Origin of the sequence: Candidatus Kurthia intestinigallinarum (assembly GCF_003991225.1) — a bacterium.
Lineage (GTDB): Bacteria > Bacillota > Bacilli > Bacillales_A > Planococcaceae > Kurthia > Kurthia populi.
In genome coordinates this window covers 51,076-77,024 of the sequence record NZ_JTFC01000008.1, presented here as the reverse complement: position 1 = coordinate 77,024, position 25,949 = coordinate 51,076, and the positions used below count along the sequence as shown (strand labels likewise).

The following is a 25,949-nucleotide window of genomic DNA, read 5'->3' as shown; positions in this document are numbered from 1 at the left end:
CCTATCTTCTAATTTTATCAATAAAGTGGAAAAACTGTTCGGTCTTATCTTTCGCAAAACCAATTAGTAATCCAATACCGCATAGTACAATGAGTAAGATTGTCTTCCAAAAGCCAATTGTGAGAAATAGCACACCTACTACAAGCATCGCTAGTACGAAAAGAATGCGCCATTTATATTCACGAAGCCAATCGACTGTTGAATTATTTTGCAATGGAACCCCTCCTCGTTAAATTACGCGCTTATTCAGTGCCTTTTGATCGACTACATTTACCTTTACTTCCCTTACTGGTACTTCAGAAAAATGCTCTGTTTGTTCCTTAATGTCTTCTTTAATGCGCTCAAGCAACGACTGAACATTTCCCGTCGGCCCCACAAAAAATTCTGTGGCAATATCCATGTAAGATTTTTGCTTTTTTTGATACATTTTGATTGATACACTTGGCTGACGTACCGCCTCGTACTTATCAAGCGTACGTAGCACAACCTTTTCAATTGAGCGTTTATTCATATAAATCTCACCGTCATTATACGACAAATATAAACCGCGTTTTTTATGAGAAGGTGTGAATGAATAAATAAGAAAAGCAAGAGCTAAAACGATACCAACAGCCGCCATGATGTACAGCGTTGGCTCAAACCAAGAATAAGAAACAAGTTGCTCTTGATAATCAGTCAAACGAGAATCATCTACATATAGAAATGTAAATGTACCAATTAGGATGAGAAGAAAGAGCCCTAACAGAAAACTAAAAAAACGTTTCATTTTCTCGCCTCTCCTCGTCGATTAATTTGCTTTACGCATCGCTTTCATGATGAAGCTTACAACTAAGATTAAAATAATTGTACCTAGTAAAGTTGGCAGGATGTAGAAATCACTAACTTTTGGACCCCAGCTACCAAGCAGCATGCCACCAATCCAAGCACCAATAATACCTGCAATGATATTACCAATTACACCACCGGGAACATCTTTACCTAAAATAAGACCTGCTAACCAACCTAAAATACCGCCGATAATGATATACCATAGAAATGCCATTGTGTGTTACCTCCTTTGTTGTTTTTTCAAAATGTCGAACTTAATTAATTACTTGCCATGTTTTGGGCGCTTAAAACATAAAGTTAAAAAAATTCCATCTTGCATCACCCTTAAATGGTTAATAAAGTAAATTATTAACATCATAAAGATTACTTTTATTTTCTATAAATGTTATTTTATAAGTTAAATACATTCTTTTTACACAATAAAACCTCTACTTTTTGAAAAAGTAGAGGTTTTTTAATGCTATTGTTCGTAGAGGCCAGATAAGCTGCCACTGCTTCTGTTGCATACGTTTTTCATAAATCGCTAAAATGGCATAGCCTGAAATGCAGGCGTTGGCTTTACGATTCCTGCGAATAAATCATCTAAGCCATGGCCATGGTTGGAAAAAACACCTTATCGAAAGCAACGCTATACAGAATACTTAACAAATATTATGCCTCAAGCTCATTCCTACAAATACATTGAATTAATTATGAAAAAAAGCGAAGTAAGAAGCTTTATAGAATAAATCAGTCCTGAGCAACAATACATTAAAATTAAAAATTCTAAGTTTTCGATTTGGAAAAAGAATTGGGAAACAATTTTTATTCATTTAGAAGATATTATTGCTAATTAAAGTTATCCTGCATTTCTTGAAATATATCATTCCAATGAAATCAAAAACACTTTTTTCGAAGCGAAAATAGTAAATCATTTTAAATCAATCACCGAAAATGCCAAGCTTATTGCCTATATTCAAAAATATAGTAAGAGATCTAAAGAAGAAATTATACAAGATTTTGATCTTTGTTGATTGGAGACGGCGGGGCTTTTGGGAGCACTACCGAGAATTGCTGTAATAGCAGTGTTTATAAGGGTTTCTAAAACAATTATAAAAGTACACACGTGTTGATTAACCAAAATCACCCAATATCTCCTTGATAAAGTTCGCACTGAAATGTGATGATTTCCTTCAGCCCTATCCGCCATTCAACCGGCAGGGTATCACAAAGAAGCTGGCGTGTGAAACCAGCGAAAGATAAGCGTTTGCAGTTCTTTTTCTTGTGTCCTTCGGTGTGTAAAAACTTGAGTAACACGTAGGCAATTAAAGCGGCGAATAGTTGGCTATAGACTGCATTTTCAGTCGTGCCAAACAAAACAGGCACATTTAAGTTTTGCTTGATCCAGCGAAAGAAGGATTCGATGGCCCAACGCTCTTTGTACATGCCGGCGATTTCTTCAGATGAAGCGCTTATCTTCTAAGTTCACACCGACGGGACCATCATGTTTTAAGCCCGTTGTTTCCACGACTTTCAAGGGCATCTCAGTCGTATTTGTGAAGCTAACGTGCAACTTGATGCCTGAGCGCTCACCGTGATATAAAGCCCATGGTAAACGTGTTTTTCCAACGGTTATCGTTGTCGAATCAATGGCCAGTAAGTCTTTTTTGAGCTTTAATTTGCGTCGTGCTGCTCGGTTTAGACGGTCAACAATGACGTCAAAAATACGTTTGACAATGTGGTAATTCAGCTCGCCTAAACGTTTAGAAAGCGTCGAATAATCCACAGATTTCAAGCCTTGCGCAGAAGCCACATCCGCAGCGTGACATAAGCTTTTCCACTCGAAAGCAGCTGCACCAACTAAATAAGCTAAAAGTGTAGGTACATCACATTTACGAGCGGTATCTTCAAAGCCAAATTCGGCAAGAATCTCGTTGATTTCTTCCTGTGAAATAAAGTTTTGAAGTAATGTGAAAATCGTGGTATTCTTAGCCATGAGAGATTCCTCCTCGTAAATGTTGGTGTGGTAACTTACATTTTACATGGAATCTCTCTTTTTTATTGCATTTTATTGGTAAAAATTAGTTAATCAACAGACGTGATAAAAGTATTAACTACAGGTTTAACTACGATTCAACTAAAAATAATGTATCCTCAAACAAAATTGAATAGATTTCTTTTAAATGCTCAAAATTTGGATTATTTTTTATTACAACATCAAAATATTTGCCTTTCGCTCTCAAAACCTCTTCCAATTTAACTTTATCCAACTTCATTTTTTCACTTTTCACTTCTGTTTCTTTTATTTTTTTTAACTTTGAAAAATACTGTGTTAAATCATTTTTACTCCACCCAAATACATCTGGTTGAAACTTAAAAACTTCATTAAATAGCTGTGATGCCATTTCATCTTTTCTTAATTCAGACTTAAAATCAGTAACATCTAAATAATTTTCTAAACAATGATTTATATTTAAATTAGAAAATTCCTTTAGAATCGAAATTTTTTCTCTTACTGGTTTATTTTTCAATTTATCACTGTTAACAATATTATTAGCTAATGCTAAATTATGAATATGTGCATTTTCTGTATCACCATTGTCACCTAATAAATGCTCAATTGTAATATCATTTTCGCTTAAATACGCATCTGTTTGATAATAACTATAATACTCCATTAATATATATTTTATTAATCTACTATTTTTTAAACGTTTATCTTTATTTGAATATTTAAGAGCTGAACTATAATTATTCTTAAAGTGCTCATATGAAATCAATTTGTTTAATTCATAGAATAAATTTGATATTTCTACTTTAAATTCTATTTCAGATTTCGAATTGTATACAGCATAAGCTGCATTTTTAATAGCAGTATCTGTTCTATTACTAGTTTCTCTAGACGCATTAAAAATAGCAAAGAAATTCCTTACATTTTTCAAAGTAGCTTCTTTTGCATTCGCATCTATAATACCTTTATAAAATATTTCTAAAACTGATGTAAGTAATGACCTTATTTGCTTATTATTCTTTAAATTGAAGTATTTGATATATTTGTCTGTCGTATTTTTATGTGTTGCTTGAGCATATAACCCTGAAAATCTATGTAAATCATTTAAAAATAAAGACATTCCCTCAATTTTTATTTCTTCTTTAAATAACCTATAGACATCATCAGCGTTTTCAGCCTTTCTTTTTAAATAACATTTAGCAAAATGATTCAATAAATCATCCTTATCTGATAAGTTATCCGTTTGATTATAAATATCAATCCATTTTTTTCTAGCGTCGTCAATATAATCATCTACTTTAGGATAGATATATTTCATAGTATGATTTTTTAATAATTCTATCTGCTTAAGTTGTTGGCCTCTAGCATTTAATACTTCGAATATATTATATATTTCCTCTTCCTGTTCTGAAACAATTTCAACAATATTAATATCATATAATTTATCTAAAAATTGATCTATCTCAATAAAACTTTTCGTTAAAAAATATGCATAGAAATATTCAAATGCTGCTTTATACGGATTTTCATTTGATAGTTTTTGATGCTGAGATTGTTTCATACTATGAAGTAATTCAAGTATAAAATCTTTATACTCACTATTATATAATATGGGTATTAATTCATTTTGCGGTGTAACTGAATTAATAAAAGTATTTTCAATATATTTTGCTCTTTGTAAAGCTTCTTCATTATCTTTAATTTTATATAGTCTGCTACATATCGAAGAAAATAGTAAGAATAGTGTTGTAATTCGTTGTTGACCATCGATAATTTCATAATCTTTAATTCCTCTGATAGAGTCTGAAGATTTTAGCTTAACATTACTACTCAACACTATTGTCCCTAAAAAGTGTGTCCACTCATTTTTTTCATTTTTAAAACCTAATGTAAAAGTAATATCATTTAACAACTCGTCCCAATTTCTTTGCTTCCATACATATTCACGCTGATATCTAGGAATTACATATCTAGATGGTCTTTGAAAGATATCAAGTATTGTTCTATTTTCAGTATTAAACCCCATATTTTATCCCCCCGGAAATTTAAATTGATTTTTCAGATAATAAACACTCGAAAATAAGGACACGTAATGTCCTCATTTCCCTTTTATCTATTCACTTCTCCATACACTTCATCCATCATATCTTGCATGATATATGTCTTAAATTCCTCATTCTCCAGTATCTTCATAAAGAATTCTTGGTTACTACCCATACGATCAATAACAAAATCCATGAATGAACGTTCGAAAGCAAATTTAAAGTTGTCTTTTGTATTGTTTTGCGCTTGTTGGCGTACTTCTTCACTATTCAGCATATCCTCTTTTACTTGTTCACGTGAAAGAAAATCTGTTTCAGTAAAGTTCGTGCCGAATCGGTCATTTAATTTATCTAAAATGCTTGATAAACGAATCTTCTCATCTTCTTGCTGACCGCCTCCGCCATGTCTTTGTGGATCAAGTTCAGCATCACCCATTTTTTCCAATTCAATACTACCCTCAAAAACTTTCTGATTTCGGTAGTATTCCAACGCAACATCATCTGCGATATAAATATCTTTATCACCCTTACCACGTGGTAGTTTGCGTAGTAAATATGTTAAATAAATATATTGCTTGTGTAAGTCTAAATCAATGAACGTTACAACTTGCAGTACGAAACCATACGTACGTGTAAATTTAGTTGCGACTTGTTTAAAAGCAAATTGTTCTTCTTCAGAAAGGTCTTTGAAACGTTCGACACCTTTATCAAGAATCGCATTTAAAGTCGTTTGCGCTTTTGTTGATTTCGTAACACCACCTGCTACTTCAATTTCATTCACTCGTTGTACTTCATCATCCGTAAACACTTGGTACGGTTCAATTTCCGCTTGCATATCATATAAAATATTCGGGTCCGTTACTTCTGAAAGACTTGTTGATTCATAATAAGGTTGGAATGATTCTTTAATGACATCTGGATCGTTAATAAAATCTAACACAAATGTATCTTCTTTTCCTGGACACATACGATTTAAACGAGACAATGTTTGAACCGCTTTAATACCGCTTAAAGGTTTATCTACATACATCGTATGTAATAGTGGTTCATCAAATCCCGTTTGATATTTCTCCGCCACGAGTAACACTTTATATTCGTCTGAATTAAATTTTTCTGGTAGCTCTTTTTCAGAGAAATCATTCATATCAGGCTCTGTATAATTAATCTCATCATCTTTCACAGTACCAGAAAAAGCCACAATTGTTTTTAAATCCTCGTAGCCCATTTCATTAATGTACTTATCAAAAGCAATTTTATAGCGAACAGCATGTAAACGACTTGCCGTTACAACCATTGCTTTTGCACGACCTCCAATTTTACGTTGCACAAAATTACGATAATGTTCCATTATGATTTCCGTTTTCTGTGCAATGCTATGTGGATGCAATGAAACATATTGTGCAAGCTTACGAGTTGCTTGTTTTTTAGACACTTCTGGATCATCATCAACTGTCTTCGCAATTTTCCAGAACGTTTGATACGTCGTATAGTTTTCAAGTACGTCTAAAATAAAGCCTTCTTCAATTGCTTGGCGCATCGTATATTGATGGAATGCATGTGGTTTTCCATCCGCGCCCATCGTACCGAATTTTTCAAGTGTCTTCGGTTTTGGCGTAGCAGTAAATGCGAAGAACGATACATTATCTTGCTTACCACTTTTCATAATCGTTTCAACGATTTTTTCGTCAACATCATCTAAGTTTTCTTCCGCAATACGATCTTCTTCATATGCTGCTTCAAGCGTTTTATCAGATAATACATTCGTTAACGCAGTAGAGGCTTTACCACCTTGTGATGAATGGGCTTCATCAATAATGACCGCATATTTTTTACGTTCTAATCCTGCTACCTTTTCTAATACAAATGGGAACTTTTGAAGCGTCGTAATAATAATACGAGTTTCGTTATTTAGTGCACGTGCAAGCTGCTCAGAATCTTTATCAATTGGCGCAACCATACCAGCTTTATGTTCCAACTGATAAACGGCGTCTTGTAATTGTTTATCCAATACACGACGGTCTGTAATAACGATAACGCTACTAAAAATCGGTTCATTATTTTCATTGTGTAATTTTGCTAAACGGTGTGCGAGCCATGAAATCGAGTTCGTTTTCCCAGAACCAGCAGAGTGCTGAATTAAATAGTTTTGGCCTACTTGCTTTTCATTGACGTCAGCTTCTAATTTACGCACTGCATCTAATTGATGGAAACGAGGGAAAATGAGCATTTGACGTTCACCAATCGTTTCACCATTTGAATCTTTAATATCGTCTTTTTTCACGAAAACGAAACGATATAAAATATCTAGTAAGCTATTAGGCGTTAAAATTTCATCCCATAAATAATGCGTACGGTAGTTATCACCATAAGCTAACGGATTCCCTTTACCGCCATTATTGCCTTTATTAAACGGTAAGAAGTATGTTTTCTCTTTAGCCAGCTTTGTCGTCATAAATACTTCATCTGGATCAACAGCAAAATAAACAGCGACACGTTCATTAAACTTAAACAATTGTTCACGTGGATCACGGTCTTTTTTCAGTTGCTTCATCGCATGTTCTACTGTCTGATTCGTTAACGGATTTTTCAGCTCCATCACAACGATTGGTAAACCGTTTAAAAATAACACCATATCTAAGCTGTTGTTATGCTTATCGCTGTAATAAACTTGGCGTACAACATTAAAACGATTTTTTGCATATTGCTCATTCAATGTTTTATTCATATCTGTCGGTGGTTTATTATAGGCAAGCTGTAATGTCACACCACGATCTTTAATCCCTTTACGCAAACATTCCACAAGACCTTGTTTATGAAGTTGCATTTTAATACGTTTCAATACTTCTTTTTTATAAGAAGGACCGTATGATTTTTCTAATGTGCGCATACGCTTTTCTTGTGTATCTTCTAAAAATGCAAACAGTTCTTCAACGTCAATCGCATGCTCTTTAAACGCCTTGCTCGCTTCATCTTCTAATACACGCTTTTTATAGCCAACACCAATCAATGCCAATTCAATATTCGTTTCAAATCCTTTTTCAGATGTATCTACAGCCATTCCATTTCACCTCACTTAATCAAGTTCCATATCACGTACATCAATTTTACCTGTTACTGCTTCATAAATTAGAGCTTGGCGGTATTCCTTTAAACTATTAATCTGCTTTTCAATAACCCCAATAGTCGTCTCTATTTCATCTAATTTTCTATCTAGGTAAATTACAATTTCTCTTTGTTCTTCAATATCTAACGTATAAACGAACATAGAATTTTGAATATTTTTTCTATCTAATGTTGGAACAGCTGTCTGAGTACTTAAATTACCCATATCTAGAGACTTTAGAATATAATAAATATATTTCATATTATTCTTTTTACTATCTTTCACATAAATACAAGTATTGTGCGCCCAAAAATCACATTCAACATAATTTACTTTTCCAACACTTCCACTACGTCCTACTGTTACATTGGGTCCTTTAGTAGTAATCAAATCGTGGTACCCCATAATTCCATTAGAAGCATATACAGGAACAATACCTTTATTGAATTGTTCGTGAGTTAAATCATGACCACGCTGTAAAATAAACATATTTTTTAACTTACTAGCTTCCCAATGCTCAGGAATCTCACCAATCCACTCAACACCTGATTCTTTCATTTTCACATTCGGATTTAAACCTTTTGTTACAGCTTCTGTGATGATTGATTGGCGTTGTTTTTCTAATAATGAGATATATTTTTCTTTAGAATTAATTAGATAATTTAATTGTTTCACCTTTCGATCTAAATATTTCACTATTTTATCTTGAACATTTATCATTGGGAATACTACTGGAAACTCAGAGAGCATAGGTCTTCGCAGTGAATCAACTGTTGATTTTGCTCCACCCATTAATACTTCAAATTTCAAATTAGACATTACGTAATAGTATAGGTACTTACCTAATACATTTTTAAATTTTGTAAAAACATATACTCGTTGATGTGCAGCAAATTTACCCTCATAATAATGAAATACTTTCCCCACACCCACTCCATCTCCAGCTGTCATAACCGCTTCTTCATCATGTGTAAATTCATTTAAACTTTCAATATGCGGTGAACGTACAAAGAATGGATATTTTCCATCAGGTATTTTATCTTGAGTATCTTTACTTCCTGTATTAATTTCGCATAAATATTTCAGCTTTAACACTCTCCAATTTTCTGGTAAATCACCTAACCATGGCACATCTAATTCTTTAATCTTACTCATTCCATCACCTTCTTCAACTGCTCAGCAATCTCCACTTCTAATGTACGAATTTCGTCCATAATTTCTGCTGAACTGCGTAATGCTGTGTATTTATAGAACTGACGAGTGAATGGAATTTCATAGCCGATTTTTGTTTTCGACTGATCAATCCATGCATCAGGTACGTGTGGCAATACTTCACGTGCGAAGTACTCTTCGATATTTTCTTTTAATGGCACACTTTCTGTATCACGTAAATCTGTATCTGGCTCGATGTCTTTTTTGTTTTTCATACATACATCGGCTGTTTCGTCTTTTTCAGATAAACCATTTAAAATCGCTTTTAGTACAGGTGCACCGAGTTTAATAGTTGCTTCTGCTAACGCATCTTTTAAAATTTTCGTAAACGTTTCACGATTTTTGTATACTTCATCGCTCTCTAAGGTGCGTAAGACGTGTAAAATTTGTGCTTGAAGTTTTTTACCTTCTTCCATTTCAAAGTGCGCTGCGTCACCTTTTTTCTTTGAAGTCGCTAAGTTCGCAAAGCCCTTTTCTTCAACGACACGTGCTAGACGTTCTTCGCTCACTTGGAAATTTAAACGTAACGGGCGTTCGACAGTGATTTTTGCATACCCGAAATCTTCATTATCAAAGATTTTCACATATTCATTTGGTTGTGCATCGCCATATAAACGAACGATTTCATTTAACTGATCTTCTCTAATTTCGTTACGTTTACTACCCATTGATTTTTTCATTTTTTTATAGAAATCGACCGCATTAATTAAGCGTACTTTTCCTTTTGATAACGGTGCTTTGTTGTTCGTTAAAATCCAAATATATGTTGCGATACCTGTGTTGTAGAAAAGGTCATTTGGTAATGCGACAATGCCTTCTACTAAATCGTTTTCTAACACATATTTACGAATTTCACTTTCGCCCGAACCTGCATCCCCTGTAAATAAAGGAGAGCCATTCATAATAATCGCTAAACGAGAACCTTGTGGGTTTTCTGGTGTGACGTCTTTCATTTTTGAAAGTAAGTGTAGTAAGAATAATAACTGTCCATCACTTGTACGTGGTGTCCCTGGACCGAAACGACCGTCAAATCCTTGTTGTTCATGCTCTGCTTTAATTGGTTTCTCATATGATTTCCAGTCAACGCCGTATGGAGGGTTTGAAATTAAGTAATCAAACTTATCTGTCGGGAATTTATCGTTGGATAATGTATTCCCTAAACGAATATTCGTTGCATCCTCCCCTTTAATTAATAAATCTGCTTTACAGATGGCATATGATTCTGGATTGATTTCTTGACCGAAAAACTCTAAATGCGCTGTTGGATTAAGATTTAACAAGTATTCTTGTGCAACAGACCCCATACCACCTGTACCAGCTGCTGCATCATATAACGTTTGTGTTAAACCTGGTTTCGTTAAAATATTGGCATCATCATGTAAGAACAGTAAATGTGTCATTAAACGAATGACTTCACGTGGTGTATAGTGATCCCCTGCTTCTGCATGTTCACTGAAACGACGGATTAATTCTTCAAATACATAACCCATTTCAACATTTGACACCGTCTCTGGATGCAAGTCTAATTCGCTAAAACGTTTAATCGTTAAATATAACAAGTTGTTTTGATCTAACTTGTCAATTTGGCGATCAAAATCGAAGTGCTCCATAATATCACGTGCTACTTTTGAGAACCCATTAATGTAATCACGTAAGTTATCTGCGATGTTATCTGAATCTGTTAACAACTTTTTGAAATCATATTTACTAATGTTGTGGAAGTTTTGTTTTGATACACGATTTAAAATCGGCTCACGAGCTTCCTCGGACATTGTCGCAAACTGTTCAGCTTTCGCTAATACTTCTTCTTTTGTACTTTCTAATACGCAGTCAAAACGTCGTAACACTGCTAATGGTAAAACGATCTTACCGTAATCTTCTGGCTTATATGGTCCACGCAAAATCTCTGCGATTGACCAAATGAAGCTTACTTTGTCTTGGAAATTAATCATAATTGATACCTCATTTTTTAAATTTCCCTCTTGACACACTCTCTAGTCGAGCTACATGGAGGAATTTCGAATAATATGTACTTTTTTGATATGAAAACTAACGCAAATCATACCTCATCAATTCTAGTGGTCCATAGTACCCCATTTAACAATTAGCTTTCTAAAGTTACATTACTTACAATTATAACTGTTCAAACAATAAAAGGTAATAGCAGACAATAACAGACGTCATTTAAAAGTAATAACCTTATCCACTTTAATAGTAATTAATTTCGACCACTTTTATTAAGAGAAAAAGATGATAAGTCCTTCTATAACAGATGTTATGAGGATATTTAATACAAGCATAAACTATAAGAAAGAATGTGAACTTAGATGAGAAATTTACAAGTAACAATTAAGCACACGCCAACTGTTACACAAGCAATTAAAAGATATGTATCAGAAGATTCTTATGATAGAAAGGGCGGGTGTAAAAAGAAAGCATGCCAAATGGATAGCTTACCTGTAGATAAAGAACAAGCAGCCGAGAATAGACTTTGTTCTATTGCCAATAGCAGATGTACATTTAAAGATATCATTCATGCGAACTTTAAACATAACTTCTGTATGTTAACGTTAACATTTAGACGTACACATGAGTTTGATACAAAAGATTTCTATGCATGTCGTGATAAATTTAACTTGTTCTGGAAAAGTTTAAAACGTTGCAAGAAGCTTGTTACTACAGATTTACGTTATGTAGGAGCAATTGAATTTCAAACGAATGGTAATGTACACTTTCATATCCTTTGCCATATCCCGAAAGTATTTAAACCATTACTTGCAGAGAAGTGGAAAGGTGAGGCCTCGCTTTAACTTAGGTAGATATTGATTTTAAAAATAATTAAATTTACGAAACAACAGCAAATGCAGGTACTGATGGCTTATTTCCTTTGGCAGCTTATCCAAATCAAAAAATTGAATGGCGCTTGCTTCTGCTTCATCAAATGCGAGGGTTCCATGATAGTCAGTACAAATAAAGGCAGTGACAACGTTGTACACTTCATCGCCATGTGGGTATTTATAATAAAGTTCGGGTCCGGAAAATGTATTAAATAACTTTAGTTCACGCGGTGTGAACCCGGTTTCCTCAAGCATTTCGCGCATAGCGACTCAAGGGTTTCGCCAAGTTCCATCGAGCCTCCTGCAAGTCCCCAGCAATGATTATCAATTCGTTTTTGTAGAAGGAGCTGGCTTTGTTCGTTGAAAATCAGCACACAGGCACCGACCATCATGATTGGTGCGGTGCCTATTTTTTACGTAAATCGTTGATGTAGCCCATCTATTTCACAAACTCCCAAATTAATAGGGCAATTACAACGACAAATAGCATTGTAAAAATAAAGCCTTTGATGGATTTCTTTGGAGTGGGTTTGGTAGGTTTAGCTTCAGATGCATTTTCTTTAGTAAACACCGCATTTTTTGTGAAGGCGCCAGTGAGATCTGCATCTGTTAAATCAGCACCGACAAGATTTGCGCCGAGTAGGTCTGCATTTTTTAAATTAGCTCCCGCTAAATTCGCATGGGTAAATTGTGTACCCTCGCCGTTTAAATTTTGTAGCTTTGCCTGACCAAAATGTATATGGTTCATATCCTCAAAGGCAAAATCCGCTTCGGTAAAATCACAGCTGCTTAAATCTACGCTCTCTCCCTGGTCATTCAAAAAAGTACACTGGCGGAAAACAGCCTGATTAAATTTTGTATTCGTGAGTGTGGCACCGACAAATGATACATGATGAAACTCCGCAAGATGGAAATTCGTATTCGTCAACAGCGCATCTTTAAAGGAAACCTGGTCGAATGTAGCGCCTGTAAAATCGGTATTGGATACATCAGTGCCCTCAAATGACACATCTGTAAGCTGACTATCATTAAAATAGCTTCCTGTTAAATTCGTATTCGTAAACTGAACGTCGATTAATTCGTGCTCGTGGTATTCGCTATTTGGTTGTTGTTCGTGATTAAATTGTTGGTGCTTCAGTGGTTTTAGCATCGTAAAATCCCCCTTATGATTATCCTAATTATAGCCTATTTCATTCATGAGAAAGATGTGGTACAGTCAATAAAATACAAAAAAGGGGTGTTTTTATGAAAAAATGGTTCATCACTGCCGTCACTACTCTGTCCTTAGCCATCGCACCGATGACAAGTTCCGCGGCAACCGTTTCTGCTGGTTCCAATTATGTGCCAAGTAAAGGTTATAGCTACAGTACGTACGATTTAGAAGGTACACCAAAACGATTGTCAAATCTCAAATGTAGTGGCCCTGCTTCCCTGCGTCAATGTACAACAACAAATTATCGCGGCTACACCCATCTCTATAATGATAAATATCTTTCGCTCGGTGTAGCGTATTCAGATGTCTATTTAACGCCCGCATATAAATTTCCAATGACAAGCGGAAAAACGTATAAGCTGAAAGAATATGATTTAGAGGGCAATGCCTACAGCTATCGTTACGAAGTGAAATCAGTAAATACGACGAAAAAGGTTGGCAACAAAACGTATAAAAATGTGATCCGCATTAAAAACCAAGATGGTGGCTATACGTTTATTGCGAAAAATCATGGGATTGTTTTAATCACGGTTAAGAAAAAAGGTAAGCAAGTGACGTATTATAAAGTAACAAGTGCTAAAAAACGCTAAATAAACAAGGAATCGCAATAGCTGCGATTCCTTTTATTTTTTGTAAACATGTATATTTTTTTACTTATTAACAAACCAATCTTCAATGCTTGTAATTGTTTTATGTTCAAAGTCTACTCGAATCTTTTTCCCGATGGCGAGTGGCAGCATGGGATGAGTATGACAGCAATCAATACCTGATAAAATCGGTATAGCTGCGCCGTCTAGCTGTTCTAGGAGAATGTCTAGTGGCTGTTTTCCTGTGCCATGATCATCATAACCCTCATGCTTCCCAAGTAAGATGGCACTCACTTTATGAAAGACACCATGGAGCTTGAGCATCGCCATATTTTTCTCAACGACGTCTGGTGATTTCATCGTATCCTCGATCAATAAAATATCACCGGTACGGATTTCCGGGAAATAAGGGGTCCCAATAAAGCCATACATCGCATTGTTATTGCCTCCGATTAGACGTCCTTCGACTCTGCCTGTGCCTATGCTATGCCATTCATTTTTAGATAGCTTTTTCGGGCGTTCATAGTCAAGCCAATTGACCGCTTCATCCGACCACATAGCAGGCATATTCGGTGTATAGGGGACCTGTGCATCGCAAAAATACTGCTCAAAATACGCATAGGTGTCATCGACAAGTGGAGGAAATTCACCAAAAGATGGCACAAGCGCCGGGCCATAAAAGGTCGAAATCCCCGTTTTAGCATATAGCGCGAGTAAAATCGCCGTAGTATCAGAGTAGCCGACGACGAGCTTTGGTGTGCGCGCAAATTGTGCATAATCAAGATAGGGCAGCATACTGTTCGAGTTCGTGCCTCCAATCATCGACATAATCATTTTAATCGACGGGTCGCGAAGAAGCGCATTCAATTCTGCTGCACGTTCCTTTGGTGTTCCTGCACGGTAAATCTCACTTTTCCCGGTCAGCTCCCCTTCGACAATGATAAAACCTTTGTTCTCTAAATAGGCCTTCGCGCGGTCATAGCGTTTTTTTGCGGTAACTGATGCTGGGGAGGACGGTGAAAAGATACCAATTTTATCCCCTTTTTTCAAACGATTTAACATATGCCTCACATCCTTTGTAGCTAGTGTACACAAAAAAAGAGGAAATTACGCTTTTGCGCAATTTCCTCTCATTCCATCCCCTCAATTCGTGCATCCACACGCTCGGCCCAGTTTTCATTAACTTACCCACAATTTGCAGAAATTCGTAGGTCTCCAGGCACAATCAATACACCAATGGGTCGCCAGGAAGCGTCACAGCAAAAAGAAATGCAAACGATGCTTGAGCTAACACCGCTACAACGTGAAGGTGAAGCAAGTGAAATCGCCACAGCTGTTGCATTCCTATTAAGCGATGATGCGTCCTATATTTCAGGAATTGACTTACGTGTTGACGGTGGAACCGTTGCGAATTTAGAAAAAGTAAAGCAATAATTTGTTTACATGTAAATAAGTATTCGTTTTTACAAATATACAAGCGTTATGACAAGTACTTCATTGTCATAACGCTTTTTATAAGATCTCGCAATCGTGTAACAGCTGATTTATCGCCAATTTTACCGGATAAAATAAAAGAAACAGCACATATTTTTTCCATAATTTGTTACAATGAAATAAAAGACCATTCACAGCAAAGGTGGAAAGCAGTTGAAATCAGGCATTCTTTTTCTAGTAATTTGTGTACTGGCTTTGCTGAGCTCCTGTCAGCAGGCTGCACCTACAGAGGACATTTATTCCTTTGAACAAGATAAGCAAAATTTCCAAATTATTCACACGGCCGCCTTATTTAAAAACTACATCGAACAGGCGCAAAAAAATCCAAGTGAAGCATCATCAGACTTGTATCAAGAAACGGTTATTCAACCAATTTATGACGAGTGCTTTAAAAAAGGTGAATACATTTATATGGCAGATGCTACACTCTATGACGCACCTACAAGGTTAACGGAATTAAAGATAATCAATGATTTTCTTGCAACCAATCAAACACAGATAAACGAGGAAATCCAAGAGGCATTAGAAAAGTCTGCAGCCTTATTACCGACTGAAAAAGGTGTAACCGTGTGTATCTTCCCTAGTATTGATACTAATGCATCTCCCTACACGGTTGGCGCTGGAAAAATCATCATTCCTTATAATAATTTATTTGATGCGGATTTTTTAAAAACGACGATAGCACATGAATATCATCATAGTATGTATGCGGAAAAAGGGCTTCATTATGATATAAATACCGTTTTAGACAATTTGATTTTTGAAGGAAAAGCGGTAATGTTTGAAAAAATGGTCTATCCTACATTAGAATCTACCCCTGTAGACCCTACATACGATAAGAATTTTTGGGCTGAAATTGAAAAGGATTTGGACACAATCAATTCAACTCGTTCACTCGAAATTCTACGAGGTGGCAATGAGTTACCATTTCTCTATGGCTATAGCGAAGGGTATAAAATGATTGAATCGTATTTAGCAAACGCTCCGAGTACTTCCATCGAGAAATGGACAAGCTTAAGCACACAGGAAATCATCGATAAAGGGAACTATTTCAGTCACTATGACGAGTAAAAATGACATTTGCACATAGTATTGCTCAAAAAAAGAGCCTAGCATTTGCTAAGCTCTTTTTTCATTATGCTTTTTTCTTCGGTTCATTCATTTTCTTTGATAAGCCAAAGGTACTTGGGATAAACACCGGCATGAGTAGCACGGCTAGGAACACAAGCCCGATCATAACGGCTACGGCCACTTGAATTAATGTATTAATACCTGATGGAATGAGTGCGGCGAATGTACCACCTAAAATAACAGCGGCTGATAAAATGACGCCACCCATTTTCTTACAAGCTTCTACAATCATTTCAAGTCCTAAATTCTCACCTTCACGGTAGCGCATCATTAGGAAGATAGAATAATCGACGCCGAGTGTGATGAGCATAATATACGTGAAGAATGGTACGTTCCAGCTCAGTGTTTCCTCTCCTAAGAAGGTTGCAGCAATCCATTCGGTAATACCTAGACTTGCGAAGCTTGCGACAACAAGTGCGACTAAAATTGTAGCTGTCTGTGCAAGTGAACGCGTAATGAACAGTAACATCAGTGAAATACCGATTAAGATAATGATAATGCTGCGTTTAAAATCACTATCCGACATTTGTTGTAAATCGACGTTTGACATCGTTTTACCACCTAGATAAGCGTCTGTATCATGTAATGTAGATGAGCCTTCAACGAATGAATGCACGACACTTTGCGTTTCCTTCATTACATCCATTGCTTCTGCGGTATATGGATTTTCCTTTAAAATAATCCGCATCGTTGTCGTATTTTGGTCATCATTCATATACGTATCTAAGCTTTGTTTAAAGTCCTTACCTGTCAGCACATCATCTGGCACATTTAAGACATTCGCATTGCCTTTTGCCGCTTCACTTGTATAATCCTGCGTTTGCTTTAGGCCATCTTCCACTTGCTTTAAGCCACCTGTTGCTTGCTTTAAGCCCTGTGCCTGTGCTTCTGCCTGAGTAGCCATTTGCTGAGCAGCTTGTGGAGGAAGCATTGCTGCGGTTTGCTCGGTAGCAGCCGCCGATTGGCTTGCCGCATCCTCTAAACCTATCCGAACTTTATTCGTACCTTTTTCCATTTCATCTAAGCTATCTGTCACCGTATCAAGCTGATCACCTAAATACAGCTCCTTGATTTTTTTCGCTTCTGGACGTGTGACACTATATACTTTATCAACGCCATCTACTTCTTTTAGTCTCGCAGTCAGTCTATCAATTTCTTGTAGCGCCTCTGCTGACGTTAATTTCTCATCACTTTTAATGACTAATGTCGTTGGTGAACTCATCCCAGCAGGGAATTTATCTGAGATGAGGTTAATCGCCTGCTTCGATTCATACTTATCACTAATTTCCGTTAAATCATTAAAGTTCAGCTTTCCTGAATACATTAAAATCGATGGCACCGCAATAATGGCTACAATGGCTAACGCCACAAATGGGCGCGCAAATGATTGGGATGCAAGGAAGCCCCACAGCTTATTATCTGCATGAGACTTCACATTTTTCACTGGCCAGAAAAGTTTCATACCAAGTAGCCCCATGAAAAATGGATTTAATGTAAACAGTACGAGTAAGAGCACGAGCACGCCAATTGCAACACCACCCGTTGCACGGTAGAAGCTAAATTCCGCAAAGAATAACGCCACTAAACCGAATAATACGGCAATGCCGCTATAAAGTACGGTGCGCCCTGCTGTGCGATACGTTTCTTTAATAGCATGTAGCACATGCCCCTTCGCCGCAAGCTCTTCGCGGAACCGCGTGAATAATAAAATATTATAATCGGTTCCTATCCCGAACAGGATAACGACAAGAAAGACTTGTGTAAAGTTTGAGAAGGGGAAGTTATATGCGTCAACAAGCTGCGCAATAATGCTAAGTGACACAATATAAGAAACCCCTACAGATAACAGAGACACAAACGGTACAACAGGTGAGCGGAAAACGATAATCAAAATAATAATAATGAAAATAATCGCCACAATTTCCGTTTTTTGTACCCCTTCTTGAGATGTTTGCGCGAAGTCATCCATGACAACATCACTACCTGTAATGTATGTCTTCATCGGTAAATCCTTTAGCTTCGCATTTAATTTATCAGCTACCTCCGTAGCACTTTCTAACTCTTTTTTAATTGACAGCTGATTAATAATCGTCGTCTTATCCTTACTAACAAGCTGTTCCTCTGTTTGCTTACTATCGTTATAAAACAGCGTATCCGTAATACCATATTTCTTTTTATTATCCTCAAAATATTGTAGAACCTCATTCATTTTCTTCTTATCTGCCTTTGAGATTCCCTTTTCATCATTGAAGACAATCGCAAAATCATACGTGGACTTGCCGTTGTTATTCATATCATTTAAAATGGCTGCTGCTTTTTCACTTTCAAAATCAGCCGGTAATGCAACTTGGCCTTTTTCCTGTCCAAGCTTTTGTAAATCTGGTAATGCAACAACTGCTACCACTACTGCGATAATCCAAAAAATAAGCGCTACGGTCCGCATATTTTTTAAGTTCTTCATGCTTTCGCCCCTTTCTCATCAATACGTTGCTGAATCATTGCTAATGTGCTAATAAAATTCTCCAACTGCTCATCCTCTTCAAAGTCCTCAAACCATTCTTGAATTAACGCACAATATTTTTCGTTAATTTGCGTCAATAATGCGATTCCTGCATCTGTCAGATGAACATGCTTATAACGCTTATCCCCTGTTGGAGATGATACATATTCAATATACCCCTGCGTGAGCAGTTTACTCAGTCGATTCGACACCGCACTTTTTTGGACTCCTTGAAATTTCGCAATCTCACTCGGATATTTATCGCCTTGGATTTTCAAATAATTCAAAACCTCGTACTGTTCTGATGATAATCCTTTGAAGTTTTCTTCGTTCAATTGCTTCGTCACGAGTTCACTTCCTGAAATCATCACACGCTCAAGCAGTGAAATAGCATGTGCAATACGCTCCATCTTTTAGCCCTCCTTATATAGTTCATATGCATGAACTGTTTTAATGTTGATAGTTTATCCCTGTGAACTATTGAATGTCAACAAAAAAACTCATTGTCCTTAACCAATGAGTTTTACAAAATTATGAATTGCTGGGTAGTCTGGATTTAACGCCTCGACTAGCTGTTTTTTTATATGTGCTGTTAGCGCTGGATTTGTAAGTGGTAATTCGCGGTGGCTAAGGAGAAGCTCAATATATTCTTTAAACAGCATTGTATTATCAACCTCATGCGTTAGGAGCCATTGAATTAACTGATCCGCCGCTTCTGTAAAGCGTTCCTTACATGTCATTTGGTCATCAAATAAAAAATCATCTGTAGAAAAAAGTGGCTTTTCTTCTAGTTTTGGCAACGCAAAAATCATTAAATCCACACAGTAATCAACAATTTCTCGTAAGGTACGTGGTTTATTGACGATACGATTAAAACTAATATGATAATTTAAAGTTGATTCGACAAACTGTGTAGCTGCAAGTGTCGCGTGCGGATACGTGCTACCAAAAGCCCGCTTTACATACACATGAAGCCACTGCATACGATTGATACGCAAATCTTCTGCATAGCGCACCAAGTCAATATCTTTCTCCCCAGCTGCCTCCGCGACGATTTGATTAATGCGTGAGTTTTGTTCCTTCTCACGACATAAATAAATGATCTCTCGCAGTAATTCCTCATCCGTTCCACGATGCTGCACTGTTAGTAAAGTGCGCTCCTCTTTTAAATGTTCCTGAAAAGAACGCGTAATCTCAACGAGCAATGCCGCCTTCGATGCAAAATAATTGTAAAATGTGCCCCGCGACACATTACTCTCCTTCACAATATCCGCAATTGATGTTTCTACGTAGCTTTTTTCTTTAAATAAACGATGCGCCGCCTTTTGCATCGCAAATTGTTTTTCATTCATCATATGTACTTCCTTTATCCATTCTTAGTTTCATTATAATCGATTTGAAAGTTCAATGTAGCTTTTGAGAAATGATTTTTCAGAAATCAATCATACGTGCAGAAAGCGTGTTTTGGATACGACATAGTTTAAAATATGTGTCAAAACAGGACCATTAGCGCACGTTTTTTCATCGAAGTCCTACTTATCGTGCAAAATCTGTCAACTAAACTTTTATTTCGCGACGTCATCAAAAATAAATACTATTTTTAATTCCCAAAAAGAACGATTTTAGGGCAAAAATGATTCCCTAAAGGACAATTCCTACCAAAAAAAGACCTTTTCGGACATACAAAAAGCCGCAATAGCAGAAGTAAAATGACATTTATTCAAAAAAATCGACGGTTGACAAATTTTCATGATCCGGATGATTTCTCTGTGCTAAAAAAACCCTTATAAGCCGATAAACGGCCAAAAAACACCCGCTAGAGTAGCTCTAACGGGTGTTTTTAATTCGGATAGTGTACGACTTTTTACTACAAATCGCCAAAAAAATCATAATGATTTGTGATAATGCTGATAAAGAGCAAATGAATACGACGACACTATGCCTATATACTTACAGTTGTCACTTATCGAAAAATATGTCGTATCGAAAAGCTGCTTTCTGAGCGAATCGATGATTTTTTCTGAGCTATTTAATAAATCGCAACGCACGACTTAGCACTGTCGGTAAAACGGATAAATGATTTTCCTCTGGTGCCATATAAAAAGTGTGTGGCACAGCAGATAAATGTGTTAGTAAGCGCTCAATAGGTGCATGCATGGAGCGCTCAAACTCACCTACGGCCACATACAAGTTCTTTGGCGGATGCGCTTCAAGAAGTGCTGTACTGTACGTCAACAATTCCTCGTCATTCCACCAAACGGATGGACTAAGCGCAATATAGCTCGTAAAATCTTCTGGCGCTGTTAGCAGATGCCACAGCACGTAAAATCCTGATAGGCTATGACCGAATAAGGTACTACGGGAGCTGGCTGGATAATGTGCCGCTATAAATGGCTTTACGTCATGTACTAAAAATTGTTGAAACGCCTCTGCTCCGCCAAATGGTCCTTCTTTTGGCATCGGAAATGTGTTAGAGACATTGTAATGCGGAGCTTGTGGGGTAAAATCAAAAAAGCGCTTTGCAGGTGGCTGCTCGATTGTCACGACAATCATGCGCGAAATTTTTGTCAGCTTACGCATCATCATCTGCGCATCAATAATGGCACGTACAACCGGACCATTATGCTCACCATCTAGTACATACAACACAGGAAACCCTTCCTTTGGATGGGGTTTTTCAGGGATTGTCACCGTTATTTGATAGTTATGAAGTGTAAATGCGTCCACTTTTTAATTCCTCCTTATTAAATAATATGAATAATGTATATAAATACGGGTAACGAGCAAAGGAATGGGAGGGATTCAAATGAAAAAAATGGTGAAATTTTCATTTGCGGCTATGATGCTCAGTGCGACGTTCTTTGGTACGACAACTGCAGCACCAGTAACAGCCGACGCAAAAAGCACGTATAATAATTGTACCGCATTTAACAAAGCATATCCTTATGGTGTTCGAAAGTCAGCAAGTACGAAAAATAAAGTGAAGAAGCGGAATGGTCGCGTTGTCTATGAAGCAAGTCGCGCAAAAGTTTCGGCTTCTATTTACAAAGCGGCCACACGTCAAAATTCAGATTTGGACCGTGACCGGGATGGCATTGCCTGTGAACGATAGTACGTCAGAAGCACTCCTATTTGGGTGCTTCTTTTCATTGTGTCATGCGTCCCCTCTTTCGGTATAATAAAAGGACTAGCACGAGGGGGAGTTACAACATGCAGAGTAAAAATAAAACGGTTATGCGCTCGATGGAAATTTTAAATTTATTTATTCGACATGCTAAATTATCATTTAATGAAATTGTCGAGTATTCAGGCATTCCAAAAACATCAGCTTATCGTATGGTGCAAACACTTGAAGAAATGGATTTACTTGATAAGGATACAAATGGTCACTATAGCCTCGGAGTGCTTTTTTTACGCTTTGGTCATCTTGTGTCGGAACGTATGGATATCCGTCAATTAGCGATGCCCGCGATGGAGAAGTTACATAAGGAGCTTGGCGAGGCGATTAATTTAATTATTCGTGACCGCGACGAAGCAGTGTATATCGAAAAAATCCAATCGATTCAACCAGTGCGCCTGTATACAATGATTGGTCGCCGGACACCACTTTATGCGGGGGCCTGTGCGCGTGTCATTTTATCCTTTCTACCGGCACAGGAGCGCGAGGAATATTTAAAGCGCGTGGAGCTTATTCCATTTGCGAAAGGGACGATTTCAACGATTGAAGAGTTGCGTCACTCCATTTCACAAGCGCGAAATGTTGGCTACACGATTAGTTATTCAGAGCTTGAGGACTTTACCGCAGCCATTGCCTTCCCGATTTTAGATTATAAAGGGGATATTATCGCTGGTATTAGCATTGCAGGTATTGAAAAGGATTACGTAGGCGCGGAACTTGAACGTTTTATTACACTTGGCAAACAGGCAGCCAGTGATATTTCGACAAAGCTTGGCTATATTGAATCGTAAGTGAGGACACAACATGAAGCAAAATTATTTTACAATTGGTGAAGTATCTAAAATGATTCATCTACCCGTACGTACACTTCATTATTATGATGAAATCGGGTTATTTAAGCCCGCCTATGTCGACCCTGCAACGAATTATCGCTATTATAGTGAGCTGCAGCTAGCAAATATGGACTTGATTAAATCATTAAAATATATTGGAACATCGCTAAATGATATTAAACATGCACAAAATTTTACGCCTGCGCAGTTATTTTCATTTCTAAATGAACAGCAAGAGCGTGTGAGTGAAAAATTGCGTAAAATGCAGGAGGTGCAGCTCGTACTGCAAAAAACGATGAAGCAGTTGGAGGAGCAAATTAAAATTCCTGTATATGAAGAAATTTATGAGAAGGATGATGAAGGTGAGCGCCTACTCGCTGTCAAAACACCCGGTTTCACCTTCCCTGATGACCCTAGTATTTATTTTAATTCGGTAATTGAAACTCTAGAACAAAGTGGAAGTGCTGTAAATGTACGCTATGGCGGCATTTATCCGCTACAGGATTATCAAAAAATCGAGGATTTACGCTATGATTATTTGTTTATGCCACTACTTACATCACATACTTTTGACTATATGCAGACGAACATGGATCTGATTACCTCTCCAGCGGGCCACTATGCATGCATTGCGTTTGAATATACATTTGATCACTATTTATCAAATTATCAAAAGTTCTATCAGGCCATTAACACGCGCGGATGGCAAGCACAGTCACCTGTGTATGAGCTGTTTTTACCGACAAGCTTCTCGCCAAACGAAGCTCCTACGTACATCGTGGAGATAAAAGTAAAAATTAAGGCTTGACCTTACAGTTACTGTAGGCTTTAACATTATAGGTACTTTAAGATGTAGAGGTAAAACAACATGAGTAAAAAAGTATCCATCACGTTAGGCGTTTTATTAGTCAATTTGTTTATTGCCTTCCTCGGTATTGGGTTAGTTATCCCTGTACTGCCAAGGTTGATGAACGAATTAAACATTAGTGGACAGGTCGTTGGTTATTTAACAGCGGCGTTCGCTTTAACACAGTTAATCTTCTCCCCATTTGCCGGAAAGGCGGTAGACCGTTTCGGACGAAAGATTATGATTGTCATTGGCTTAATTATTTTCGGTTTGTCAGAACTATTATTCGGTTTTGGGAAAACGATTGATGTGTTATTTATTTCCCGTATTTTAGGCGGCTTGAGTGCGGCATTTATTATGCCAGCTGTCACTGCCTTTATCGCCGATATTACAACGGAAGATAACCGTCCAAAAGCACTTGGCTATATGTCAGCAGCAATTTCGACAGGCTTTATTATCGGACCGGGGATTGGCGGCTTCTTAGCAGAAATTGGCACGCGTGTCCCGTTCTATTCAGCAGGTATCCTTGGACTTGTGGCCGCTGTCGGTTCAATGATTTTACTACGTGAGCCAGAGCGTCCAATTATTCCAGTTACAGAAGATGAGACAGCAGGAAAAAGTAGCTTCCGTAAATTACTAATGCCGATGTTTTTCATCGCATTTGCTGTTATTTTCATTTCATCATTTGGTCTAGCCGCTTTTGAATCATTCTTTAGCTTATATGTAGACCATAAATTCAGCTTTAGCCCGTCAGATATCGCCATTGCGATTACCGGCGGGGCCATCTTAGGCGCGATTTTCCAAGTGGTGTTCTTTGATCCAATGATGAAGGCGCTCGGCGAAATTAATTTAATTCGTATTATGCTACTGTTATCTGCCGTTCTCGTATTTGCGATGACACTTGTTAACTCTTACTGGATGATTATGGCGGTAACGTTTACGGTATTTATCGGCTTTGATTTAATTCGTCCGGCTGCTACTACGTATTTATCACGTATTGCAGGTAATGACCAAGGCTTTGTTGGTGGGATGAACTCATTTTTCACATCACTTGCCAATGTGTTTGGTCCCGTTATCGGCGGGGTGTTATTCGATATTGATATTAACTATCCATACTACTTCGCAACTGTCTTTATCCTTGCTGGACTAGGACTTGCGATGGCTTGGAAAAATCCATTGCTGAAAAAAAACGCAACAATTGAGCCAAAATAAAAAAGGCTGGGACAAAACACGTCATTTTCCTTTTTTAGCGTTCGCAACGAAAAACCGGAATCGCGCTGTGCCGCGGTTCCGGTTTTTCTTATGCTCCTATGAGAGGTGATTTCTACACGTATGTCAAAGCCTCTTTTATGTGGCTATAAAACCCCGTAAAACGCATCTTTTACATCGGTCACAAACATATGCCCTGGTGCATGTGTAATCATTAAATCCGGCTTAACGTGCATGGCAATGGCCTGTGGTGTTACGCCGCATGCCCAGAACACTGGCACTTCGCCGTCTTTGATTGGTACTGCATCGCCAAAGTCTGGCTTTGTCACGTCACGAATGCCAATGCTCGCTGGATTGCCGATATGCAGTGGTGCGCCGTGCACGGACGGAAAGCGTGATGTTACTTGAACAGCGCGCACGACCTCTGCTTCAGGAATCGGACGCATAGATACAACGGTTGGCCCTTCAAATATACCGGCTTTTTCTGTGGCAATATTTGTCTTAAACATTGGGACATTACAGCCTTCTGAAATATGACGCACGTCGATGTCATTATTCATCAATGCATTTTCAAATGAGAAGCTACAGCCAATTAAGAAGCACACAAAATCGTCTGACCAGTAGTCCTTCAAATCGCTCACTTCCTCGACTAATTCCCCGTGCTTATAAATGCGGTATTTTGGAATGTCGGTACGAATATCCGCGTTCTTTGCGATACGCGATGGCGATACACTCCCCGGCTCAATGACATCTAAAATTGGACAGGCTTTTGGATTTCGTTGTGCAAACAATAGAAAATCAAAAGCATGCTCCTTTTTCAAAATAGCTAGATTAGCTTGCGCATAGCCCATCGCATAGCCAGCTGTCGGTCCTGTAATGACACCCGCTCGAACGGCTTCGCGAATTGCTTGTGGTGATTGTTGTTGATAGTTCATTGTCATTCCT

At 37.5% G+C, this 25,949-nt stretch carries 24 protein-coding genes and 1 pseudogene; 8 read left to right on the top strand and 17 right to left on the bottom strand.

Going from position 1 to position 25,949, the window contains the following annotated elements; all coding sequences use genetic code 11:
- Position 1: 1 nt before the first annotated feature.
- From QI30_RS02390 to QI30_RS02355, 9 genes are all read right to left on the bottom strand, one after another.
- A complete protein-coding gene (locus QI30_RS02390; RefSeq protein WP_126989350.1) occupies positions 2-214 on the bottom strand; it encodes a DUF2273 domain-containing protein in 213 nt (70 codons plus the stop codon).
- Positions 215-229: 15 nt separating this feature from the next.
- Positions 230-766 carry an alkaline shock response membrane anchor protein AmaP gene (gene amaP, locus QI30_RS02385; RefSeq protein ID WP_126989349.1) on the bottom strand — a complete coding sequence of 179 codons (537 nt, stop codon included), beginning with the start codon at positions 764-766 and terminating at the stop codon, positions 230-232.
- Positions 767-787: 21 nt separating this feature from the next.
- Positions 788-1,042: a GlsB/YeaQ/YmgE family stress response membrane protein gene (locus QI30_RS02380; RefSeq protein ID WP_126989348.1), complete on the bottom strand. Its 255-nt coding sequence runs from the start codon at positions 1,040-1,042 to the stop codon at positions 788-790.
- A gap of 908 nt (positions 1,043-1,950) precedes the next feature.
- Complete coding sequence (locus QI30_RS21195) at positions 1,951-2,253, bottom strand: transposase (protein WP_370323574.1); 303 nt, start codon at positions 2,251-2,253, stop codon at positions 1,951-1,953.
- Between the two features lie 13 nt (positions 2,254-2,266).
- Positions 2,267-2,803, bottom strand: coding sequence for a transposase (locus QI30_RS21190; protein WP_370323573.1), 537 nt, complete (start codon positions 2,801-2,803; stop codon positions 2,267-2,269).
- A gap of 130 nt (positions 2,804-2,933) precedes the next feature.
- On the bottom strand, positions 2,934-4,844 hold the full coding sequence (locus tag QI30_RS02370) for a DUF262 domain-containing protein (RefSeq protein WP_126989347.1): 1,911 nt from the start codon (positions 4,842-4,844) through the stop codon (positions 2,934-2,936).
- Positions 4,845-4,927: 83 nt separating this feature from the next.
- Positions 4,928-7,918 (bottom strand): type I restriction endonuclease subunit R, encoded by a 2,991-nt coding sequence (locus QI30_RS02365; RefSeq protein WP_126989346.1) that lies wholly within the window; start codon positions 7,916-7,918, stop codon positions 4,928-4,930.
- A gap of 15 nt (positions 7,919-7,933) precedes the next feature.
- On the bottom strand, positions 7,934-9,118 hold the full coding sequence (locus QI30_RS02360) for a restriction endonuclease subunit S (RefSeq protein ID WP_126989345.1): 1,185 nt from the start codon (positions 9,116-9,118) through the stop codon (positions 7,934-7,936).
- Entirely contained in the window at positions 9,115-11,127 is a 2,013-nt protein-coding gene (locus QI30_RS02355) for a type I restriction-modification system subunit M (RefSeq protein WP_126989344.1), read from the bottom strand. Before QI30_RS02355 ends, QI30_RS02360 begins: the two co-directional genes overlap by 4 nt.
- A gap of 375 nt (positions 11,128-11,502) precedes the next feature.
- Here QI30_RS02355 and QI30_RS02350 point away from each other — a divergent pair, with 375 nt between their 5' ends.
- On the top strand, positions 11,503-11,985 hold the full coding sequence (locus QI30_RS02350) for a rolling circle replication-associated protein (RefSeq protein ID WP_126989343.1): 483 nt from the start codon (positions 11,503-11,505) through the stop codon (positions 11,983-11,985).
- Positions 11,986-12,003: 18 nt separating this feature from the next.
- Here QI30_RS02350 and QI30_RS02345 read toward each other — a convergent pair.
- Positions 12,004-12,451, bottom strand: a pseudogene (locus QI30_RS02345) (NUDIX hydrolase).
- On the bottom strand, positions 12,452-13,162 hold the full coding sequence (locus QI30_RS02340) for a pentapeptide repeat-containing protein (protein WP_126989342.1): 711 nt from the start codon (positions 13,160-13,162) through the stop codon (positions 12,452-12,454). It abuts the pseudogene before it with no gap.
- 95 nt (positions 13,163-13,257) lie between these two features.
- Here QI30_RS02340 and QI30_RS02335 point away from each other — a divergent pair, with 95 nt between their 5' ends.
- Positions 13,258-13,815, top strand: a complete 558-nt coding sequence (locus QI30_RS02335) for a hypothetical protein (RefSeq protein WP_126989341.1) — start codon at positions 13,258-13,260, stop codon at positions 13,813-13,815.
- A 60-nt stretch (positions 13,816-13,875) separates the two neighbouring features.
- On the opposite strand, the gene QI30_RS02330 is transcribed toward QI30_RS02335, so the two are convergent.
- On the bottom strand, positions 13,876-14,874 hold the full coding sequence (locus QI30_RS02330; RefSeq protein ID WP_126989340.1) for a S66 family peptidase: 999 nt from the start codon (positions 14,872-14,874) through the stop codon (positions 13,876-13,878).
- 60 nt (positions 14,875-14,934) lie between these two features.
- On the opposite strand from QI30_RS02330, the gene QI30_RS02325 reads away from it, so the two are divergent.
- Both QI30_RS02325 and QI30_RS02320 read left to right on the top strand, forming a co-directional pair.
- Positions 14,935-15,246, top strand: coding sequence for an SDR family oxidoreductase (locus QI30_RS02325; RefSeq protein ID WP_370323577.1), 312 nt, complete (start codon positions 14,935-14,937; stop codon positions 15,244-15,246).
- A gap of 213 nt (positions 15,247-15,459) precedes the next feature.
- Complete coding sequence (locus QI30_RS02320; protein WP_126989338.1) at positions 15,460-16,377, top strand: DUF2268 domain-containing putative Zn-dependent protease; 918 nt, start codon at positions 15,460-15,462, stop codon at positions 16,375-16,377.
- Between the two features lie 64 nt (positions 16,378-16,441).
- On the opposite strand, the gene QI30_RS02315 is transcribed toward QI30_RS02320, so the two are convergent.
- From QI30_RS02315 to QI30_RS02300, 4 genes are all read right to left on the bottom strand, one after another.
- Positions 16,442-18,898 carry an MMPL family transporter gene (locus tag QI30_RS02315; protein WP_126989337.1) on the bottom strand — a complete coding sequence of 819 codons (2,457 nt, stop codon included), beginning with the start codon at positions 18,896-18,898 and terminating at the stop codon, positions 16,442-16,444.
- Positions 18,895-19,347 carry a MarR family winged helix-turn-helix transcriptional regulator gene (locus QI30_RS02310; RefSeq protein WP_126989336.1) on the bottom strand — a complete coding sequence of 151 codons (453 nt, stop codon included), beginning with the start codon at positions 19,345-19,347 and terminating at the stop codon, positions 18,895-18,897. Before QI30_RS02310 ends, QI30_RS02315 begins: the two co-directional genes overlap by 4 nt.
- A 99-nt stretch (positions 19,348-19,446) precedes the next feature.
- Positions 19,447-20,292, bottom strand: coding sequence for a TetR/AcrR family transcriptional regulator (locus QI30_RS02305; protein ID WP_126989335.1), 846 nt, complete (start codon positions 20,290-20,292; stop codon positions 19,447-19,449).
- A 670-nt stretch (positions 20,293-20,962) separates the two neighbouring features.
- Complete coding sequence (locus QI30_RS02300) at positions 20,963-21,664, bottom strand: alpha/beta hydrolase (protein ID WP_126989334.1); 702 nt, start codon at positions 21,662-21,664, stop codon at positions 20,963-20,965.
- A 79-nt stretch (positions 21,665-21,743) separates the two neighbouring features.
- On the opposite strand from QI30_RS02300, the gene QI30_RS02295 reads away from it, so the two are divergent.
- From QI30_RS02295 to norA, 4 genes are all read left to right on the top strand, one after another.
- The gene (locus QI30_RS02295; protein WP_233600503.1) at positions 21,744-22,049 is read left to right on the top strand and encodes an excalibur calcium-binding domain-containing protein; all 306 of its coding nucleotides are present in this window, start codon (positions 21,744-21,746) and stop codon (positions 22,047-22,049) included.
- Positions 22,050-22,147: 98 nt separating this feature from the next.
- The gene (locus tag QI30_RS02290) at positions 22,148-22,906 is read left to right on the top strand and encodes an IclR family transcriptional regulator (RefSeq protein ID WP_126989333.1); all 759 of its coding nucleotides are present in this window, start codon (positions 22,148-22,150) and stop codon (positions 22,904-22,906) included.
- Positions 22,907-22,919: 13 nt separating this feature from the next.
- A complete protein-coding gene (locus QI30_RS02285; RefSeq protein WP_126989332.1) occupies positions 22,920-23,756 on the top strand; it encodes a MerR family transcriptional regulator in 837 nt (278 codons plus the stop codon).
- A 60-nt stretch (positions 23,757-23,816) separates the two neighbouring features.
- Entirely contained in the window at positions 23,817-25,007 is a 1,191-nt protein-coding gene (gene norA / locus QI30_RS02280) for a multidrug efflux MFS transporter NorA (RefSeq protein WP_126989331.1), read from the top strand.
- 143 nt (positions 25,008-25,150) lie between these two features.
- Here norA and QI30_RS02275 read toward each other — a convergent pair whose 3' ends face one another.
- Positions 25,151-25,945 carry a putative hydro-lyase gene (locus tag QI30_RS02275; protein ID WP_126989330.1) on the bottom strand — a complete coding sequence of 265 codons (795 nt, stop codon included), beginning with the start codon at positions 25,943-25,945 and terminating at the stop codon, positions 25,151-25,153.
- Positions 25,946-25,949 lie beyond the last annotated feature (4 nt).

What these genes read in the sequence shown, in the direction of transcription:
- amaP (WP_126989349.1), bottom strand. Translation starts at nt 766, where the DNA reads ATGAAACGTTTTTTTAGTTTTCTGTTAGGGCTCTTTCTTCTCATCCTA.
- QI30_RS02380 (WP_126989348.1), bottom strand. Translation starts at nt 1,042, where the DNA reads ATGGCATTTCTATGGTATATCATTATCGGCGGTATTTTAGGTTGGTTA.
- QI30_RS21195 (WP_370323574.1), bottom strand. Translation starts at nt 2,253, where the DNA reads ATGTACAAAGAGCGTTGGGCCATCGAATCCTTCTTTCGCTGGATCAAG.
- QI30_RS21190 (WP_370323573.1), bottom strand. Translation starts at nt 2,803, where the DNA reads ATGGCTAAGAATACCACGATTTTCACATTACTTCAAAACTTTATTTCA.
- QI30_RS02370 (WP_126989347.1), bottom strand. Translation starts at nt 4,844, where the DNA reads ATGGGGTTTAATACTGAAAATAGAACAATACTTGATATCTTTCAAAGA.
- QI30_RS02365 (WP_126989346.1), bottom strand. Translation starts at nt 7,918, where the DNA reads ATGGCTGTAGATACATCTGAAAAAGGATTTGAAACGAATATTGAATTG.
- QI30_RS02360 (WP_126989345.1), bottom strand. Translation starts at nt 9,118, where the DNA reads ATGAGTAAGATTAAAGAATTAGATGTGCCATGGTTAGGTGATTTACCA.
- QI30_RS02355 (WP_126989344.1), bottom strand. Translation starts at nt 11,127, where the DNA reads ATGATTAATTTCCAAGACAAAGTAAGCTTCATTTGGTCAATCGCAGAG.
- QI30_RS02350 (WP_126989343.1), top strand. Translation starts at nt 11,503, where the DNA reads ATGAGAAATTTACAAGTAACAATTAAGCACACGCCAACTGTTACACAA.
- QI30_RS02340 (WP_126989342.1), bottom strand. Translation starts at nt 13,162, where the DNA reads ATGCTAAAACCACTGAAGCACCAACAATTTAATCACGAACAACAACCA.
- QI30_RS02335 (WP_126989341.1), top strand. Translation starts at nt 13,258, where the DNA reads ATGAAAAAATGGTTCATCACTGCCGTCACTACTCTGTCCTTAGCCATC.
- QI30_RS02330 (WP_126989340.1), bottom strand. Translation starts at nt 14,874, where the DNA reads ATGTTAAATCGTTTGAAAAAAGGGGATAAAATTGGTATCTTTTCACCG.
- QI30_RS02315 (WP_126989337.1), bottom strand. Translation starts at nt 18,898, where the DNA reads ATGAAGAACTTAAAAAATATGCGGACCGTAGCGCTTATTTTTTGGATT.
- QI30_RS02310 (WP_126989336.1), bottom strand. Translation starts at nt 19,347, where the DNA reads ATGGAGCGTATTGCACATGCTATTTCACTGCTTGAGCGTGTGATGATT.
- QI30_RS02305 (WP_126989335.1), bottom strand. Translation starts at nt 20,292, where the DNA reads ATGATGAATGAAAAACAATTTGCGATGCAAAAGGCGGCGCATCGTTTA.
- QI30_RS02295 (WP_233600503.1), top strand. Translation starts at nt 21,744, where the DNA reads ATGAAAAAAATGGTGAAATTTTCATTTGCGGCTATGATGCTCAGTGCG.
- QI30_RS02290 (WP_126989333.1), top strand. Translation starts at nt 22,148, where the DNA reads ATGCAGAGTAAAAATAAAACGGTTATGCGCTCGATGGAAATTTTAAAT.
- QI30_RS02285 (WP_126989332.1), top strand. Translation starts at nt 22,920, where the DNA reads ATGAAGCAAAATTATTTTACAATTGGTGAAGTATCTAAAATGATTCAT.
- norA (WP_126989331.1), top strand. Translation starts at nt 23,817, where the DNA reads ATGAGTAAAAAAGTATCCATCACGTTAGGCGTTTTATTAGTCAATTTG.
- QI30_RS02275 (WP_126989330.1), bottom strand. Translation starts at nt 25,945, where the DNA reads ATGACAATGAACTATCAACAACAATCACCACAAGCAATTCGCGAAGCC.